15 protein-coding genes are annotated in these 17,105 nt (G+C 57.9%); 8 read left to right on the top strand and 7 right to left on the bottom strand.

Annotation, left to right across the window (positions count from 1 at the left end; translation table 11 throughout):
* Window positions 1-209: 209 nt before the first annotated feature.
* A complete protein-coding gene (locus tag AC781_RS05845) occupies window positions 210-2,183 on the top strand; it encodes a serpin family protein (RefSeq protein ID WP_067774942.1) in 1,974 nt (657 codons plus the stop codon).
* Window positions 2,184-2,272: 89 nt separating this feature from the next.
* Here the strand turns inward: AC781_RS05845 and feoB are convergent, their stop codons facing one another.
* Together feoB and AC781_RS13270 are read right to left on the bottom strand one after the other, a co-directional pair.
* Window positions 2,273-4,363 carry a ferrous iron transport protein B gene (feoB, locus tag AC781_RS05840; protein WP_067774939.1) on the bottom strand — a complete coding sequence of 697 codons (2,091 nt, stop codon included), beginning with the start codon at window positions 4,361-4,363 and terminating at the stop codon, window positions 2,273-2,275.
* Window positions 4,353-4,739, bottom strand: coding sequence for a FeoA family protein (locus AC781_RS13270; RefSeq protein ID WP_083076633.1), 387 nt, complete (start codon window positions 4,737-4,739; stop codon window positions 4,353-4,355). Before AC781_RS13270 ends, feoB begins: the two co-directional genes overlap by 11 nt.
* A gap of 127 nt (window positions 4,740-4,866) precedes the next feature.
* Between AC781_RS13270 and AC781_RS05830 the strand changes: the two genes are divergently transcribed.
* Window positions 4,867-5,268: an OsmC family protein gene (locus tag AC781_RS05830; RefSeq protein WP_067774936.1), complete on the top strand. Its 402-nt coding sequence runs from the start codon at window positions 4,867-4,869 to the stop codon at window positions 5,266-5,268.
* A gap of 90 nt (window positions 5,269-5,358) precedes the next feature.
* On the opposite strand, the gene AC781_RS05825 is transcribed toward AC781_RS05830, so the two are convergent.
* Together AC781_RS05825 and AC781_RS05820 are read right to left on the bottom strand one after the other, a co-directional pair.
* Entirely contained in the window at window positions 5,359-7,134 is a 1,776-nt protein-coding gene (locus AC781_RS05825; RefSeq protein WP_067774933.1) for an alpha-amylase family glycosyl hydrolase, read from the bottom strand.
* A gap of 47 nt (window positions 7,135-7,181) precedes the next feature.
* Window positions 7,182-8,768: a hypothetical protein gene (locus AC781_RS05820; RefSeq protein WP_067774930.1), complete on the bottom strand. Its 1,587-nt coding sequence runs from the start codon at window positions 8,766-8,768 to the stop codon at window positions 7,182-7,184.
* 282 nt (window positions 8,769-9,050) lie between these two features.
* Between AC781_RS05820 and AC781_RS14005 the strand changes: the two genes are divergently transcribed.
* The 6 genes from AC781_RS14005 (at window position 9,051) to tmk (ending at window position 14,703) form a co-directional block, all read left to right on the top strand.
* Window positions 9,051-9,227, top strand: coding sequence for a hypothetical protein (locus AC781_RS14005; RefSeq protein WP_156850373.1), 177 nt, complete (start codon window positions 9,051-9,053; stop codon window positions 9,225-9,227).
* Between the two features lie 273 nt (window positions 9,228-9,500).
* Window positions 9,501-10,832, top strand: coding sequence for a trigger factor (gene tig, locus AC781_RS05810; protein ID WP_067774924.1), 1,332 nt, complete (start codon window positions 9,501-9,503; stop codon window positions 10,830-10,832).
* Between the two features lie 108 nt (window positions 10,833-10,940).
* On the top strand, window positions 10,941-11,567 hold the full coding sequence (locus AC781_RS05805; protein WP_067775094.1) for an ATP-dependent Clp protease proteolytic subunit: 627 nt from the start codon (window positions 10,941-10,943) through the stop codon (window positions 11,565-11,567).
* A 13-nt stretch (window positions 11,568-11,580) separates the two neighbouring features.
* On the top strand, window positions 11,581-12,915 hold the full coding sequence (gene clpX, locus AC781_RS05800) for an ATP-dependent Clp protease ATP-binding subunit ClpX (protein WP_083076629.1): 1,335 nt from the start codon (window positions 11,581-11,583) through the stop codon (window positions 12,913-12,915).
* A gap of 30 nt (window positions 12,916-12,945) precedes the next feature.
* Window positions 12,946-14,004, top strand: a complete 1,059-nt coding sequence (gene tsaD / locus AC781_RS05795; protein WP_067774921.1) for a tRNA (adenosine(37)-N6)-threonylcarbamoyltransferase complex transferase subunit TsaD — start codon at window positions 12,946-12,948, stop codon at window positions 14,002-14,004.
* 51 nt (window positions 14,005-14,055) lie between these two features.
* A complete protein-coding gene (tmk, locus tag AC781_RS05790) occupies window positions 14,056-14,703 on the top strand; it encodes a dTMP kinase (RefSeq protein WP_067774918.1) in 648 nt (215 codons plus the stop codon).
* Between the two features lie 48 nt (window positions 14,704-14,751).
* Here the strand turns inward: tmk and AC781_RS05785 are convergent, their stop codons facing one another.
* The 3 genes from AC781_RS05785 to AC781_RS05775 all read right to left on the bottom strand — a co-directional run bounded on the left by AC781_RS05785 (window position 14,752) and on the right by AC781_RS05775 (window position 17,099).
* The gene (locus AC781_RS05785; protein ID WP_141675782.1) at window positions 14,752-15,267 is read right to left on the bottom strand and encodes a hypothetical protein; all 516 of its coding nucleotides are present in this window, start codon (window positions 15,265-15,267) and stop codon (window positions 14,752-14,754) included.
* Window positions 15,268-15,489: 222 nt separating this feature from the next.
* The gene (locus AC781_RS05780; protein WP_141675781.1) at window positions 15,490-16,191 is read right to left on the bottom strand and encodes a hypothetical protein; all 702 of its coding nucleotides are present in this window, start codon (window positions 16,189-16,191) and stop codon (window positions 15,490-15,492) included.
* A 113-nt stretch (window positions 16,192-16,304) separates the two neighbouring features.
* Window positions 16,305-17,099 (bottom strand): YfgM family protein, encoded by a 795-nt coding sequence (locus AC781_RS05775; RefSeq protein ID WP_067774910.1) that lies wholly within the window; start codon window positions 17,097-17,099, stop codon window positions 16,305-16,307.
* Between the last annotated feature and the right edge of the window lie 6 nt (window positions 17,100-17,105).

Raw genomic sequence — 17,105 nt, 5'->3', positions numbered from 1 at the left:
ACCGCCGATACGGATACAGCTTCGGTTGCACTCCGGCAACAGCCCAAACCCGAGGTACAAACCGCCAAACACACGATCCGAGCGAATATTCCCGACTTCATTTCCTCATGCTAAGACATTCACGAAGAGTTGTCCATACCGAGCTGTTACATACTTGTAACACTTCATTCTCTTGCTGTCTTCTGAACCCGGTGTTATGGTAATACGGTATGAAAACAACCCGTTCCCTTTCTCTTGCAATCTCATCGCTGTTCGCTCTGATGTCTGCGGTTCAGGCCGAACCCTCCGGACAGGAATTCGGCCTGGAACTGCTGCGCCGCGTCTCTGCCGAACACAAGGGCAACATCGCCCTGTCCCCCTACTCCGCTGCAGCCGCCATTTCTCTGGCGACGCCCGGTGCGCGCGGCCAGACACTCGAAGAGCTGCAAAAAACCATTCCCGGCAAGGCTGCACTGGATGAGGCATTCCGGCAAGCCGAGCTTAATCTGGAAATGGGTAACCGCCTCTATCTTGACAGGAGCATCGAATTCTCCCCCGATTATCTCCGCCTCGTCTCCGACGACAAAACACAATCCGAACAGGTCGACTTCAAAAAGAACAAAAGTGATGCCGCCGACCGAATCAATGCCTTCGCCAAGAAGGCGACTCACGGATTGATCCCACAAGTCATTTCCGAAAGTGACATTCCGGACGACACACGCATGATGCTTGTCAATGCCATCTATTTGAAACATCGCTGGTTGCAAATATTCGACAAAAAAGACACGCGCGTTCTGCCTTTCATCAAGCCGGACGGGTCATGGGCAGCCACTCCGCTCATGATCCAGAATCAATACGGTTTCTTGGCGACTCAGGCAGGCGACTGCATCGTCATCGCCAAATACTACGAGCACTCTCGTTCGGCATTCGTCGCCATTCTACCGCCCGAAGGCACGGAAGTGCACGAGTTCCTGAACAAATTGACTGCCGCCGAATTTTCGGAACTGATGCAGTCGCTGAACGACGCGGGCAAGCCTCGGCATCCAAGAGCGCAGCATGCCGCCATCCGGCAGGATCTGCGCATGCCGCGCTTCGATCACGATGCGAACTACAGTCTTGTGCCGGCACTGCGTGCCATGGGGATACCGCATTCGTTTCTGCCGACAGGATCAAATTTTACAGGTATGACCATAGAGCCACCCTTGGACGGCCCATTATATATCAACGGAATCAAACAATTTTGCCGCATCAAGAACGATGAAGAGGGAACAGAAGCGGCGGCAGTGACCGGAACAGGATTGGGGTGTGGAGCATGCCCGCCATCTCCCTATCTCGAACTCCCTCCTGTCATGGAATACCGCTACATCGCCGCCTATCTGAATCGGCCCTTTATCTGGATGATCGGACGCCCGGACAGGAACGATACGCCATTCTTCATGGGCGTGTACGATTTTCCGTCTTCCGAAGATACCGTGAGCAAGGGATCCGAATCGCCCCTTGCCGATGCCATCATCCGGGGGGATGCCGTCCGTGTCGAAACGCTGTTGAAACAGGGAGCCGATGCCCGGGAACTCTTCCACGAAACTCCCGTTCTCTCTCTGGCCGTCGATCGGGGGAACATCGCCGCCGCGCAGGCGTTGCTCGACCACGGCGCCGACCCTGCTCAGGGCAATCTGGTGGAATACGCCACTCTGCACGGCAACCGCAGCCTGGAAGCGTTGCTGATCGAGCGCGGAGCGACGATTGAGGAACAACATTTGAGAAGCGCGATCGAACGGCAGGATGCGGAACTCGTCCGGCTCATCCTCCACAAGAAACCCGATCTGCGCTTGTCACACTCCTTATACAATGCCATCGGATACGGAAACATCGACTTCGTACGCGCCATGCTCGAACTGGGTGACACGCCTACGATTTACGACCTCGGGCTGGCGGTCAAACTGCGCGACCCCGGCATGCTGGAACTGCTCCTGAAATACGCGGCACAGAACACCATCCAAAGTAACATCCTGCTGGAGCATCTGGTTCGGACCGGGAGAGCACATGATGTCCGGCTCTTTCTCGACCGTGGCATCAATGCGAATGCAGAACCGTTCCCCGGGCGCACCCTGCTTGATTGCGCAGGATCGGAAGACGTTCGGCAGCTCTTGAAACAGCACGGAGCCAAACCCGGCACGCTGCAGGACAATCCGCCTTCCATCTGATAGACCGGCTTCTTTCTGCCCCTCCTTTGCCAGCGGCATCGCCATCACGGTAATTATCGTTGTGGCCTGCTATTCGCTGTAGTATCCCGTCAGGCTCGCAGGAATACGGCCGCCGTCTGGTACACGGCGACGGCCAAACCGAAGCCGACGATATTCAGTGCAGCAAACTGGCCGATGGTGAACAGCCATGATCCCGTCTCCTTGCGGACGACGGCCACCGTGGCGATGCACGGCAGGGCCAGCAGAGCGAACGTCATAATGCCCAGCGCCTGCGGCAGCGTGTAATGGGCGCTGATCTTGCGGCGAGCGTCGAGCCGCTTCTCTTCGTCGGAGGCATGCACAGCCGCATCCGGCTCTCCCGGAGAGGCGAACAGGATGCCCAGCTGGGCCACGAGAAGCTCCTTGGCGGAGAATGCCCCGATCATGGCCGAATTGGCCTGCCAGTCCATCCCGGCATATTGCGACAGAGGCTCGAAAAACTTCCCGGCGCGAGCGGCGTAGCTCTGCTCCATACGTGCGGAATCCGGTATGCCGCCGCCCTGCTCCGGCTGCGGGTACGTATTCAGGAACCAGAGGACGACGACCCCCAGCAGGATGAAGGTGCCGGCCTTGCACAGGTAACCCGATACCCGCTCCCATACGCTGTGGAGGTAGGCGCCCGGAGACGGCAGCCTGTAGGGAGGCAATTCCATGATGAACGTTTCATCCCCGCCCCGGAAGAGCGTGGATTTCAGCAGGCGCGCACCGACGACAGCCACCAGAATGCCGAAGAGGTACAGCCCCCACATCGTGATACTCTGGTAGGCGGGAGCCACGAGAGCCTCGATGAACAGCGCGAAGACCAGCAGGCGGGCGGAACAGCTCATGAAGGGCAGCACGAAAATGGTCGTCAGCCGGTCTTTCTTCGATTCGATGGAGCGGGTCGCCATCACGGCGGGCACATTGCAGCCGAAACCGATCAGCATGGGAATGAAGCTTTTGCCATGCAGGCCCATCTTGTGCATGAACCGGTCCATCAGGAACGCGGCGCGGGCCATATACCCCGTCCCCTCCAGCAGCGAGAGGCAGGCGAAGAGGATGGCGATGGTAGGCACGAAGGAGACGACTCCCCCCACGCCGCCGATGATACCCTTGACGATGAGCGATTGCCACATCGGGTGGCCGTCCAGCGCCTGGGCGAGCCAGCCGCCCAGCGCATCGAACCCGCTTCGCACGAGATCAACGAGCGGGTTCCCCAGCGTAAAGGCGGCGAAAAAGACGACATACATCAGCAGCAGGAAAAGAGGGATGCCCCAGTATTTGTGGGTCAGAATACCGTCCAGCACAGCGGTCGAACGGCGGATGCGTGAAACGCCGTCTCCTCCCTGCACTTCTTCGAGCAGGCCGCGAATCAAACCGTAGCGCTTGGAAGAAAGTATCTCGGGAGCGGGAAGCCCCATTTGCCGGGACAATTCCGTTCGGCAATCCTCAATCATCTCCAGCAGGCGGCGGCCTTCCTCTCCCATCTCCGCATAGCGCGCGACCATGGCAGCATTGCCGTCCAGCAGGCGGGCGGCAATATAGCTGAAGGGCTCCTTCTGCCGGGGCAGACCGGACGATTCCACCGTATGGGCAATGAAATCCAGCACCTGCTCCGTCTGCTCGCCGTACTCCGGCTTGCGGAATGCCGGGTAGCCGGAGGGACGGTACGCCGCCTGCCCGATGCAGGCCAGCAGTTCCTCCATTCCCTTGCGCCGGAGGGCATCCGTGCGGACGATCCTGACACCCAGCATGGCCTCGAAGGCGGGAATATCGAAGCTTAACAGGGCGGCGTCCGCCTCATCGGACATGTTCAGCACGAGGATCACGGGCAGATGAAAATGCCATAATTGAAGCGTCAGGTACAAATGGCGGTCGAGATTCAGACTGTCCACCACGCTGACGATGGCTCGCACCCCGGAACGGCACAGATAATCCATGGCCAGCTTCTCCTCCAGGGAGGCTCCTCCGAGGCGGTACACGCCCGGCAGGTCGATGAGTTCCACGGGGCCGTCAGGCGTTTCCACCCCGGCCCGTGCCGCTTCGATCACGCCACCCGGGTAGTTGCCGACAAAAGCGCGGCAACCGGACAATTCATTGAAAAGAGAGGTCTTCCCGCAATTCGGGTTTCCCACCAGCAGAACCGTCGGCCTATCCTTCATACGTGTCGAATATCCTCTCCACCTGAATTCCGGCCGCTTCCCTGCGGCGCAGGGCAAGCAGCGAACCCCGCACGGCAATCAGAATAGGGCCTCCGAAAAGAGCCTGTTCCTGTATGCGAACGGCAGTACCCCGCACGAGTCCGCGATCCGCCAGCCTGTCCAAAAGCGCGGCATCCGGTACGGAGATACAGACAATGCGGGCGCGATCGCCCACGTGCAAACGATCCAGCGTCGTCGCCACGGAGGCGTCTCCCTGCTCTTCCCGGTTACAATGAGAGCATCTGCGGAAGCACCCGGCGCATGCCGCCACGCCGAAAAGACGCCGCCACCATCGGCGGGCTGCATGCCTGTCCTTTCTGCTCTCTTTCGAATGCACGCGATCAGGTTAGGGCAGGCTAACACAAGCGTCAAGCCATTCTTTCGGGCGGCAGGTTCGCCGTGCGTCATAACGGTTAGTTTAACGGCTTGCTTTCATCAGGCACGCCTTCTATCATCCCGAATATATGGAATACACAACACATACACTCAATGAAGCCAAATCCCGCTGCGTGACGACGCACAAGCGTTCCGGCACACAATGGACGACCGATATTCCCGTCGCGCTCGGCGGATATGGAGAAAACGCCACGCCCGGCGAAATGCTCGCCTCCGTCGTCGCCTCCTGCATGATGAGCATGGTCTCCTTCCTCGCCGCACGCAAGAACGTGGATACGGAAGGCATGACGATCGACGCCCGCGCCGAAGACAAGGACGGCAGCATCGTCCACCTGCATTTCCTCGTCAAGATGCCCCTGCCCGGCACGCATCCCCTCCGCAAAACGCTTGAACAGGCATCGGAAACGTGCCCCGTCCGCAAATCCCTGTCGGACAAGGTGGAAATCACTACGGAATGGATTTGGGAATAACCCAGTCTTGCATTCAACGCTGACGCTTGAAGGACGGCGGCCTGCTTCCTGCGGTCGCCGTTCGTTTTGTACCCGGATCAGTGACATTCCTTACGGGCGGACGACTGACCAGTCGAGAATCACGGCCTTGCCCGCCTTCAGGGGAAGATGCAGCCCATCGGTCGCCAGCATATCCGCCGAACCCGGGATCGCGCCTGCCCCCTTGTGCAACAGATCGCGGAACAGATAATCCCCCCGGCCCTTGCCCGCCCATTCCTGAGCCTGCCGCGGGATGTGGATGCGGAGATCGTTGAAATCAAGAGAGGGCGACAAGTTGCAAACGACCAGCAGCGTGGAAGCATCCTCCCAATGGTGGCGGAGGAAGGCGTACACCCAGTGCCCCGATGCTTCTTCACCGGGTGCACGTCCGAACGTTTCATTCCGCATGTTCGCCCAGTTGAGCCCGTAGAACACGCCATCCTTCAGAGCCGGATGGTTTAGAAGGGACAGCAGGTTTTTGTGCATGCTGCGCATCTCCCGTTCTCCCGGCGACAAACGCGCGCCGTCATAGGCGCCGCCATTGGTCCAGCGGGCCAGCCGCGGCAGGCATGTATAATCGAAGATACTCGTCCTGCCGTCGCGACCGCCGTATCCGGACGGCCCTTCGGCACGTTCCCCCACTTCCTGCCCGTTATAAACGAGTACGGGGCCTTTCGACGCGGCAAATACCGCCGTCATCACGCCCTCTTCCACCTGTTCGCCGACTCCGCCCCAGTGCTGAGGGGAACACATGCGAGGCTCGTCGTGATTTTCGACGTACCGCACACCGCCGCCGAACAGGCGCGATTCGTTCCCGTTCAGGCGGTCGAAATCGTTTGCCCAGGCACCCGCATCATAAAGTCCGTGGGAATGGTGGTAGCAGTCGGCATCGTACACCCCGGCGAATCCGGCATCAAGCAACGCAGGCAGAACATCGTCGGAAGTCGTCCGCATATCGTCGTTGTACGCTTCGGCCATGAAAAACACGGCAGCATCGCGCACGCGCGCACGGCTGATGGCCCATTTCCAGAAATACATGGGCACCATGTGCGCCATATCGCAGCGGAAGCCGCCCACACCCTGCTTCTGCCAATAGGCGATCATATCGTCCATGAACTGCCATGTGCGGGGAGTCTCGCACCGGCGGGACAGCCAGCCGGGCAGTTGATCCATGGCTGCCGCACCCAACTCGTAATTGGCGCCGTAATTGAGTTTGACCGTCTCGTACCAATCGTACCGGGAAGGTGTCCACGTCGCGGCATTATTGCCCGTCACCCGCCCATGCACGGCTTCGGGCGCGTATTCTCCGTCCGGAAGCCGCATCGGGGGGCCTCCGCCCGCCGCTCCGCGTTGCAGGTAGAAAAAAGCGTTCTCCCGCCCGCAGAACAGGGAAAAATCATCCTCTGCACCCAAGGTTGGCGATGAAGCCGATGCCGGTGCGTACCCTCGCGAAACATGATTGGGCACCAGATCGATCATCGGAACAAGCCCCGCCCTCCGGCATCGGAAAACAAGGTCTTCGAACTCGTTCAGGCGTTCGGACTGTTCCACGGCCAGTTCGGGGCTCACGTCGAACATATCCGTCACCGCATAAGGGCTGCCTTCCAGCCCTTTGACGATGCAGGGAGGCTGGGCCGGCAATCCCGGAAAGGAAGTCTGCGTCGCCTGCCGCAGAACCCCCGTCAGCCACACATGGGTCACCCCCATGGAAGCCAACTCCAAAAGAGCCTTGTCGGTAATGCCGCGAAAAGTGCCGCAACCGTTCTGCTCCAGAGTGCCCCAGTCCACGCCGGATTCCCGGAAGTTGGAGAAGTGGCGAACGAACAGCTGGTAAATGACGGGTCTCATGAGATCGATGGGTTGCAGTATACCCGCCTGCGGACCAAAGGGCGAGGCTATTCCTTCTCCTGTTTCGGTTGCCGGAACAAAAGGGTCTGGATTTTGTCCGCCTCATCTCTGGAAATTTCGCGGGCAATCCTGTTCAGCGATACATTCAGGAGGTACCTGTCCTCCTGCTCATCCAGCACCAGCACACCCTCCACATCGCCGGACAAATGCTCCGGCAGAACGGAACGCGGGAAGGAAATCTTGACGATGCCTTCAATGATCCGTGTTTCCCGCGTGACATCCAGCACATTGTCCGCAGTAGCATCCGCTGCTTTGTCTCCGCTCATGGCGATGGCAAAAGCGGTTTTGGGCGCTTCAGTCTGCTTATGCGCTTCCGCATCCAGCATATGGCGCGGAGAAAAAGGGAGATCGAACCACTCTCCGTCCGTCATGCGGCGGCAGGAAATATCCGTAGCCTCAAGAATCAGGTTGGGAGAATCGTCGGTTTCGAATGTCAGCCGGTCGGCCTTCCACACTCCCGCTTCGCCATGATAGCTCAAACGAAGAGACATATGGGGAGAGGACAGTTGGCGGAACTTCGGTTCGTACATGGACAGAAGTTGCAACACGGGAAGAACGGGGTGCAACTCGGCGGACTTGCCGTCTTCCGGACGGCAATCCAGCGCCAGACTCATGCCATAAGGGGTTGTCAAAGGGCCTTGAATCGTCCCTTGCCCCTGAAGGGAACAGGCAAACATCCATGCAAGGCTGGGAGAGCAGTAATCGGACAGATTCAGACCATGCACCGATACCTTGCCGTCGAACACGGGATTCACCGCTCCCGACACGCGCCCAGAAATCCGTATTTCAGCCGGATTTTTATCACTCGTCCTGATCGTCAAATGATCCAGCACCAAGCCATGCTCCTCCGAAATCGTCGCCGTAGCCTGTACCAGACGGCATGCCTGCAGGGGACCATAGAAGACAAGCCCACCTTTCAGCCGGACGATCCATTGATCCCCGTCGCGAGTACATTCGCAAGCGGCGCCTTCGATCCTCCCGGCATTCCCCTCCTGCCCCCATGAAAGGGACAGTTTCTGAATCTTCATATGCTGCAGCCACGCATCGCCCATAATCGAAGCGCACGCTTTCCGGGCATCAAGTTCGGAGGCGTACGAAGTGCGAAGACGCATCTTCATCCGGGAAATCTGAATATCCGTCGGAAACCAAGGCCTCAATGCGCCTGCAAGCAAAGGACGCCTGCCTGCCACGCCTACCACATTCAAGGACTCGAAAAACGAAGACTTGTCCCCTTCAATATGAATATGATCGATCGATAACACTTTACGGTTCACGTCGAGGGCGCGGAAAGCACGGGTCTCTTCCGGCAGATTCAGGGCAACCGCTAGCCGCGCATTCACGGAATCGGAATACCCGGGAGATTTCAAATACAGATCGTTCGCTACAATGACCGCAAAAAGGAGGATGACCATCACGATACCCAGCTTGACGCAAACGATGGACAACCTCTGGATGCGGCGATAGGCGCACAGGGTTCCCGTCATACCATGTCTCAACTGGAACCAGACGCTCTGTTCGCGAAGCCATTCGTCCAGATCCTGCTGCAAAGTGCCTTCTCCTTGTTTCTTTTGCACGCGCGAATATTAATTGCTGCTTGACAAAAAATCAATACCGAATTGTCCGTGCAAAACAAATTGAAAACGCATCCGCAAAATATTGTTCAAAAAAAACGCAAATATGACAAAAAGTTTTACTGCATTCAAAAATGTAAAACAATCAATAACATCTTTCCGATGAATATGGAAAACAAGACTTCAATTTGATAGAATATGAAATTCCCGTTAGGCTAACATTCTTGAATGATGGACAGCAAGGCGTAATATAATTTCCATATGGCCTATATCCAAAATCATACCATGGAGCAAATTAAATGCAAGGTCGAGTTCTGGATACCCGAGCCGGTACTGGCTCGAATCGAGATGACAGCCGCCAATTTGGAAACATCCATTGAAGACCTGATGGCGCACGCCCTCGAAGTCTATTACGGCAACACTCCCGTTTCCACCCAGCCCGATACGTACCCGCAAGCCTGAACGGCTTCGGAATACCCTTTTTCGGTCTCTCGCAACTCGACGACTACTACCAGCAAAGAGCAACAGGCGCCCTCAAACGGAAGGATGGATCTCCGAATGAACGGCAAAGCCTGGCAGACTCCCGGCAATGGCTCGAAATCGTGTCATTGCCTTTTCATTGCTTGCGTTCCCGCTCCAAATGTAGCATTATTTCCCGTCGCCTGCGGGTGGACGATTATTATACGTCCGAACCATACCGCCGCACATTCGCCATATTTCATTCCAAATCAACTTATGGACATCACAATCGAAAAGCAAGCCGACTGCACAGCTACGTTGAAAGCCACCGTACCTGCCGATGCCGTTGCTACCTTGAAGGACCAGATCGCCTCCTCCTACACCTCACACGCCAAGATCCCCGGCTTCCGCCCCGGCAAAGCACCCAAGAGCGTGATCCTCAAACGCTATGAAGCCGCCATTGAGGAAGAACTCGTCAACCGCCTGTCGGAACAGGTATGCGACGAAGCCCTCACGCAGAACCCCGACCTGAAGGTTCTCGACTTCGGCAAGGCCGAAACGGCCACCACCGACAACGGCGAATTCACCTACTCCTCCACGCTGACCATCGTTCCCGACTTCGAACTTCCGGAATACATGGGCATAGAAGTCTCCGTCGCCTCCGACGACGTGACCGATGCGGACGTCGAAGACGCCCTCAACCAGTTCGCCCAGCAGAACGCCAAATTTGAAACGGTCGACCGCGCCGCCGCCATGGGAGACGTCACCGTCATCGACTTCAAAACAACCGTCGAAGGCCAGCCGACCGCCGATGCCCTCGGCAAACCCGTCGGATTCCTCGAAGGCCGTGAAGGCCACTGGGTCTTCATGGAAGAAGACAGCTTCATGCCCGGCCTCTCCGAAGGCCTCGTCGGCTCCAAGGCCGGCGACACGAAGGACATCTCCATCACCGTCCCCGAAAACTTCCCCTTCGCCGACCTCATCGGCAAGGAACTCGTCTTCCACGTCTCCGTGAAGGAAATCCGCGAAAAGCAGGTTCCCGCCATTGACGACGAACTCTTCGCCACCGCCCTGCCCGGCAAGACGATGGACGAAATCAAGGACATCGTGCGCGAAAACCTCAAGCAGCAGAAGGAAAACGCCAACAACGAAGCCAAGGCCGACCAGATCTCCGAAAAACTGGCCGATGCCATCGACTTCGAACTTCCCGAAGCCCTCGTCGAACGCGAATCCTACAACGTCCTCCAGCGCAAGCTCTACGCAGCCATGCAGGCCGGTGAAAAGGAATTCGACGGCATCGTCGACAAACTCCGCGAAGAAGCCAAGACCGAAACCCGCCGCAACCTCCGCGTATACTTCATGCTGCAGGAAGTGGCCCGCCGCGAAAACATCTCCGTGACCGATCACGAAATGTCCAACGCCATCATGCGCCTCGCCCAGCAGGAAAAAGCCACCAACCTGAAATCCTTCGTCAAGAAGCTTCAGAAGGAAGGCCGCATCCCCGGCATCCGCCTCAGCCTCATCACCTCGAAGGTACTCGACCTCCTCGTCAAGAACGCCAAGGTCACCATCTCCGAAGCCAAGGAAGAAACGGCTGCCGCCGAATAAACGGAACGGCATCCAGACCCTTTCAGGGGGAGAAAGGACGACCGCTCCTTTCTCCCCTGTTTGCTCCAACCGAACCCTTACCGGACAAAACCCACTCACATGCCAGATATGCACCAGAATATGACCCCGCAAAACTACTATATCCCCACCGTGATCGAACAGACCGGACAAGGGGAACGCGCTTACGACATCTACTCGCGGCTTCTGATCGACCGCGTCATCTTCATCGGCACGGAAATCGACGATACCGTGGCCAACTCCGTCATCGCCCAGCTCCTCTTCCTGCAAATGACGGATCCCAAGAAGGACATCCACATCTACATCAACTCCCCGGGAGGCTCCGTCACCGCAGGATTGGCCATCTACGACACGATGCAATTCATCTCGTGCGACATCAACACCTACTGCATCGGCATCGCTGCCTCCATGGGCTCCGTCCTCCTTGCTGCTGGCACCAAGGGCAAACGCTTCTGCCTGCCGAACTCGCACGTCATGATCCACCAGGTGCGTGGCGGAGCTTCCGGCACTGCTGCCGACGTCGAACGCACGATCAACTTCATGTTCAGCCTCGACAAACGCCTGACCGCCATTCTCGCCCACCACACCGGCAAAAGCGAAAAAACCGTCAAGGCCGACCAGGACCGCGACAACTACATGACGGCGGAAGAATCCGTCCAATACGGCCTCGTCGACAAAATCCTCTCGCACAAGTCCGAGGCCAAGCCTCAGGCCTGAACATCGTCCGACCATGCCAGATAAAACAGCCAGCTGCGCCATCTGCGGCGCTCCCGAACAGGACGGACGCCCCCTCGTCCCGACGGAAAACGGAAAACAGGTCTGCTTCCAGTGCGTCGAACTGTGCGCCGCCTACATGCTGCAGAGCAAATTCGGAGGCATCGCCGCCGAACGCTTCAGCGACATGGTGAAGCACACCCATCCCGAAATGCTCCCCGTACCGGCGGCCAACCAGCCGTCCGGCCTCGCCATCGAGCAGATGGAACTTTCCGACCTGCCGACGCCCGAACAGCTCCGCAAGGAACTGGACAGCTACGTCATCGGTCAGGACCTCGCCAAAAAAACCCTTTGTGTCGCCGTTTTCAACCACTACCTGCGCCTGCGCCAAAGCATGGACGAAGGCGACAACGTGGAAATCGAAAAATCGAACATCCTGCTCGCGGGGCCGACCGGATCGGGCAAAACCCTGCTTGCCAAAACGCTCGCACGCATCCTCGATGTCCCCTTCTGCATCGTTGACGCCACGACGCTCACCGAAGCCGGCTACGTCGGCGAAGACGTGGAAAACATCGTCCTGCGTCTCCTTCAGGCGGCGGACATGGACGTCGCCAAGGCAGAACGCGGCATCATCTACGTGGACGAAATGGACAAAATCGGCCGCAAAACCCAGAACGTATCCATCACGCGCGACGTCTCCGGCGAAGGCGTCCAGCAGGCCCTGCTCAAAATCATCGAAGGCACGGAATGCAACATCCCCCCGAAAGGCGGCCGCAAGCATCCCAACCAGGAATACATCCGCGTCAACACGAACAACATCCTCTTCATCTGCGGCGGCGCCTTCGTCGGCCTTGAAGACATCATCCGCAAGCGTCTCGGCTCCAGCGCAATGGGCTTCGCCTCCATCGAACAGGATCGCGGCAAAAAGGAATACACCGAAGAGGAAGTACTCGGCAAAGCCATGCCGGAAGACTTCTTCTCCTTCGGCATGATTCCCGAGCTGATGGGCCGCCTGCCCATCTTCAGCCCCCTCACCACGCTCACGGAAGAACAGCTCGTCGCACTCCTCACCCAGCCGAAGAACGCTCTCGTGCGCCAGTATGCCAAGCTCCTTGCCATGTCGGGCGTCGAACTCATCGTCGAGGAAAAGGCCCTGCACGCCATGGCCAAGCTCGCCATCGACCACGGTACGGGCGCGCGCGCCCTGCGCTCCATCATCGAGCGCATCATGCTCGACGTCATGTACGAAGTGCCCAGCGACAAAAGCATCCGCTCCGTCACCATCACGGAAGACACCGTACTCGGCAAAGACAAACCGGTCATCAAACGCAGCAAGGCGGCCAAAGCCTGACCCTGCCTCGCCAACCCTCCTCCCTCTCCGATGAAAACGCTCGTCCTCGGCATCGAATCATCCTGCGATGAAACGGCTGTCGCCCTGCTGCTCTCGGAGAAGGAAGGGGAGGCACCCCGGCTCCTCAGCTCCATCATCTCCTCCCAGATTCCCCTGCACCGCCTGCATGGCGGCGTCGTCCCGGAACTCGCCTCGCGCAACCATTCCGCCAACCTGCCCGCCCTGCTCCGCGAATCTTTGGACAAAGCCGGATGCACCGTCGCGGATGTCGACGTCTTCGCCGCCACGGCCGGCCCGGGCCTCGTCGCAGCCCTCCTCGTCGGCAACACCACGGGCAAGGCTCTCGCTCTGGCCGCCGGAAAACCCTTCGTCGCCGTCAATCATCTGGAAGGCCACCTCCTCTCCCCCTTCGTCGCCCACCCGGCAGGGCTTGTGCCGCACCTCGGCCTCCTCGCCTCGGGCGGCCACACCCTCTTCGTGGATGTGCGCTGCATCGGCGATTACCGCCTTCTCGGCCGCTCCCTCGACGATGCAGCGGGCGAAGCCTTCGACAAAGTCGGAAAAATGCTTGATCTGCCCTACCCCGGCGGCCCAGAAATCGACAAGCGCGCCGCTCTCGGCGATCCTGCCGCCTTCGACCTGCCCCGGCCGATGCTGCATGAACCGCACCTCAACGTCTCCTTCTCCGGCCTCAAAACGGCTGTCCTCTACCTGCTGCCCAAACTCTGCCCCTCCGGCAACCCCCACGACCTGCCGGAGCAAATGCTCAACGACCTCTGCGCCTCCGTCCAGCAGGCCATCATCGATGTCCTGATCGGCAAAGCCATGCGTGCCATCCGCCAGACGAAGCACCGCACGCTTGCCATCTCCGGCGGAGTCTCGTGCAATGCGGCGCTCCGTACCCGGCTTGCAGACGCCTGCGAAAAAAACGGCGTCGAATTCATCCTGCCTCCCAACAGCCTCACCACCGACAACGCGGCCATGATCGCCTTCGCCGCGCTGCTCAAGGCTCGCGCCGGGCAGACTTCTCCGCTGGATACCCCTGTCGATCCGAACCTGCGCCTGGCAGATGCGGAAAATCGTGCTTGATTGCAGAAGCTTTTCTGCTAAACTCCGGGTTGAGAATTCCATTCACCACTCATGACTGTTCCCCTATCCACTCGCGGCAAACTCCTCGTCTTCGAAGGCATCGACGGTTCCGGAAAATCCACGCAGATCAACCTGCTGGCCGATTATCTGAACGCGCACGGCATCCGAACCCTTTGCAGCTTCGAACCGACACGCGGCCCATGGGGCATGAAAGTGCGTCAGGCGGCTGCAGGCAACGAACGCCTTGATATCGAAGAAGAAATATCCTGCCTCCTGCAGGATCGCCGCGAACACGTACACAACGTCATCGAACCCGCCCTTGAACAAGGAACATGGGTACTGCTCGACCGCTATTACCTTTCCATGATGGCCTATCAGGGGGCCAGCGGCTGCAATGTCGAGGAAATACGCGAAATGAACGAAGAATTCGCCCCCGTACCCGATCTTGCCTTCTGGCTCGACATCCCCGTCGAAACCGCCCTGCTCCGCATGGCCGAACGCGGCCTTGCCCGCGATGCCTTCGAAGAGGCCTCCTTCCTCGAACACTGCTACCGCATCTACGCCTCCATGGACATGCCTTGGCTGGTTCGCATCCCGGCGCTCGGAGATGCCTTGCAAACCCAGCAGCAAATCCGCCAGGCAGTCGCAGAAGAATACCCGCAAATCTTCAGTCGGGCCAATACCGCGGCTCTTGCCTGATGCGGTGCGCTACATGCAATCTTTTTCACCCTTGCGTCCTGTTGCGCTTCATATGAGCAACGGCGCAGGGCTCTTGCGTCCTCTCACATCGGCATCCCTGCCGCTCTGATACACGCGGAGCACGACGAATACGCGCTTCACCGTCCACATTCCGGCGACATCCTTTTCTCCTTCAGGCACGCGCTCATAGGGTGTCGGATGGAGGATGGGTATCACGATCAGCGTTTCGTACCCGACGAGCTTGACAGGATCATCCGTCTTTTCCAAAGCGGCCATACAGGCCCGGTAGGCGATCTCATCATAAAAGACGACTTCAATGCCATGGTCGACGGATACCGCCGGCACCGTATAGGCGCGATAATACGATGACCAATTTCCATGGCGCCTTGTAAAATCGCCATTGAATTTCTTCAATGTAACGGGCACAACGAGCAATGTATTGTAATCCTTTCCGAAATAGGAAGGCATCACCGACCGTACCGCATCCGGTTCCGGTTCTGCCTGTACAGGTACATCCGCCATGGCCAGGCATGACAGCAACAAGGCGATAGAGGCTAGCTTCATATAAGAGAATACAATATAGCAACGCTTCAAAGGGTCAAGATAAAATCAGAAAATAACACTAACATAAAAAGTCATTGAGCAATAAAACAAAGTAGAAAACAGTATTAAAAATATCCATATATAACTCCAACGGAATTCATATGTTGTTATACATTAATATATATCGACGGAAATTTACGGCCGGAAATCATCAGGATACGGCCGATCCGCCAGGAAAGAATGTTAAGGTGTGCGGAATATGGCCTTATACCCCGCCGATGCCCACCGGACAGGAGTAGCTACCACGCTCAGAGGAGCATCGACAACAAAAGCATCCAGCCAGGCCACGGGCTGTATCCATGCATGCAGGCCCCCTGTTTCGCAACCGTTCCAAACATACAAATCCGGAACACATGCGCCGCAGGATGCCGAGCGGACACTGTCCTGCACTGTCAGAGGATAGCGTATGGCCGTCTCCCGTGCTCCGTCCAGATCGATTTCCGGCATGGCCGTCATCGGCTCTTCCTCCAAAAACCGTATCGCTCTGCCGTTCTTCATACCGGACAGTTTGCTGCCGGACATGCGAAACGCCAAATCCCGGGGAATGAGGACGGCTACATATCCGGAAGGCTGTTCATCCTCCGGCAGCGGCTCATCGCGATATCCCCAGTAATTCAATGCCACGGCCATCGTGCCCCAGAGATCCTGCTGCCGTTCGCACACGCGCTGCCGCGCCTTCACGTAATAGCAACCGTCCTTTTCGAACAGTACATTCTTCTCCAGCACGCCGCAATCGGCATAATTGTAACGAGCGCCGATCTCCGAAATTTTAGCCGATGTGCGGGCAAACGTACATGATTGCAGAATCAGGGGAAACGCTGCCGCCAGACTGTACCACACACGTGGCTTCCTGCAACAAAACCAATAGCATAAGGAATGAATCATAGGGGAATATGATTTTCTACTCTTCCCTATCCGTTTTGTCAAGGCTGAACACGCAAACGGGCCGCTTCCCTCAGGAAGCGGCCCGCCTATCGTCGAAAAATGCGCTGCTCTGCTCAGGAGGCCTCAAGTGGCGCGCTCAGAGAGGGCACCACGGAATCCGCAGCTGAAGGAAGAGGTGCAGGAAGCGGCGCCGGAGCTTCCTTGACGGGAGGAGCTACATCAATCACCTCGAGGCGATCCTTGATACGGTTATGGAGGGAGCTGTTCGCAGATTTGGCAACTCCGGCCTGGTACATGGTCTTCGCCTTCTCCTTGTCGTTCTGTTGTTGCGCGATATCGCCCAAAGACATGTACGCCAGCGGAAGATAGGGAGACTCGCCGGAGACGACCACCTCCTGCCACATGCGAGTGGCATCGTCCAAACGCCCCTGCTGCGTGTACTGGTCGGCCAGATAGACTCGGATGCGCAGTTTCAGGTCTTCGTTGTCCGTCGATTTGAGGAGCGCATTCATGCCGGCAATGCCCTGCTGCGTCTTGCCCTTCGCCACCACGGCGGCATGGGCGAGGTATTTGGCCGTATCGGTCGAAGCCGTATCGGGATACTGGGCAGCCACGGTTTCCAGTTTCGCGGAATCGAGTTTGGCGGAAGAAATACTGAATTCGGCCTTGTCCGCCCCCATGGCGGAGACAAGAGCGGCCGAAGCCTCGGTAACCTTCTCATCCTGCATGGAATAATAGGCGATGCCGCCGACAACGCCGACCGCAAGGATGATACCTCCGACGATCAGCTTCTTGTAATGGTTGTCCAGGAAAACTTCATGCTTGGCCGGGCCGATATTGACTTCGCCAATGGCGCGGATTTCTTCGGGTGACAGGGGGGCGTCTTGCGAGGGGGTTTTATTGTCCATTTGGTC

The organism is Neoakkermansia glycaniphila, from assembly GCF_001683795.1.
In the GTDB taxonomy this organism is placed as follows: domain Bacteria; phylum Verrucomicrobiota; class Verrucomicrobiia; order Verrucomicrobiales; family Akkermansiaceae; genus Akkermansia; species Akkermansia glycaniphila.
Note: the sequence above shows the minus strand (reverse complement) of the source record. Positions and strands in the feature narration are given on the sequence as shown.

What these genes read in the sequence shown, in the direction of transcription:
- AC781_RS05845 (WP_067774942.1), top strand. Translation starts at nt 210, where the DNA reads ATGAAAACAACCCGTTCCCTTTCTCTTGCAATCTCATCGCTGTTCGCT.
- feoB (WP_067774939.1), bottom strand. Translation starts at nt 4,363, where the DNA reads ATGAAGGATAGGCCGACGGTTCTGCTGGTGGGAAACCCGAATTGCGGG.
- AC781_RS05830 (WP_067774936.1), top strand. Translation starts at nt 4,867, where the DNA reads ATGGAATACACAACACATACACTCAATGAAGCCAAATCCCGCTGCGTG.
- AC781_RS05825 (WP_067774933.1), bottom strand. Translation starts at nt 7,134, where the DNA reads ATGAGACCCGTCATTTACCAGCTGTTCGTTCGCCACTTCTCCAACTTC.
- AC781_RS14005 (WP_156850373.1), top strand. Translation starts at nt 9,051, where the DNA reads ATGGAGCAAATTAAATGCAAGGTCGAGTTCTGGATACCCGAGCCGGTA.
- tig (WP_067774924.1), top strand. Translation starts at nt 9,501, where the DNA reads ATGGACATCACAATCGAAAAGCAAGCCGACTGCACAGCTACGTTGAAA.
- AC781_RS05805 (WP_067775094.1), top strand. Translation starts at nt 10,941, where the DNA reads ATGCACCAGAATATGACCCCGCAAAACTACTATATCCCCACCGTGATC.
- clpX (WP_083076629.1), top strand. Translation starts at nt 11,581, where the DNA reads ATGCCAGATAAAACAGCCAGCTGCGCCATCTGCGGCGCTCCCGAACAG.
- tsaD (WP_067774921.1), top strand. Translation starts at nt 12,946, where the DNA reads ATGAAAACGCTCGTCCTCGGCATCGAATCATCCTGCGATGAAACGGCT.
- tmk (WP_067774918.1), top strand. Translation starts at nt 14,056, where the DNA reads ATGACTGTTCCCCTATCCACTCGCGGCAAACTCCTCGTCTTCGAAGGC.
- AC781_RS05785 (WP_141675782.1), bottom strand. Translation starts at nt 15,267, where the DNA reads ATGAAGCTAGCCTCTATCGCCTTGTTGCTGTCATGCCTGGCCATGGCG.
- AC781_RS05780 (WP_141675781.1), bottom strand. Translation starts at nt 16,191, where the DNA reads ATGATTCATTCCTTATGCTATTGGTTTTGTTGCAGGAAGCCACGTGTG.
- AC781_RS05775 (WP_067774910.1), bottom strand. Translation starts at nt 17,099, where the DNA reads ATGGACAATAAAACCCCCTCGCAAGACGCCCCCCTGTCACCCGAAGAA.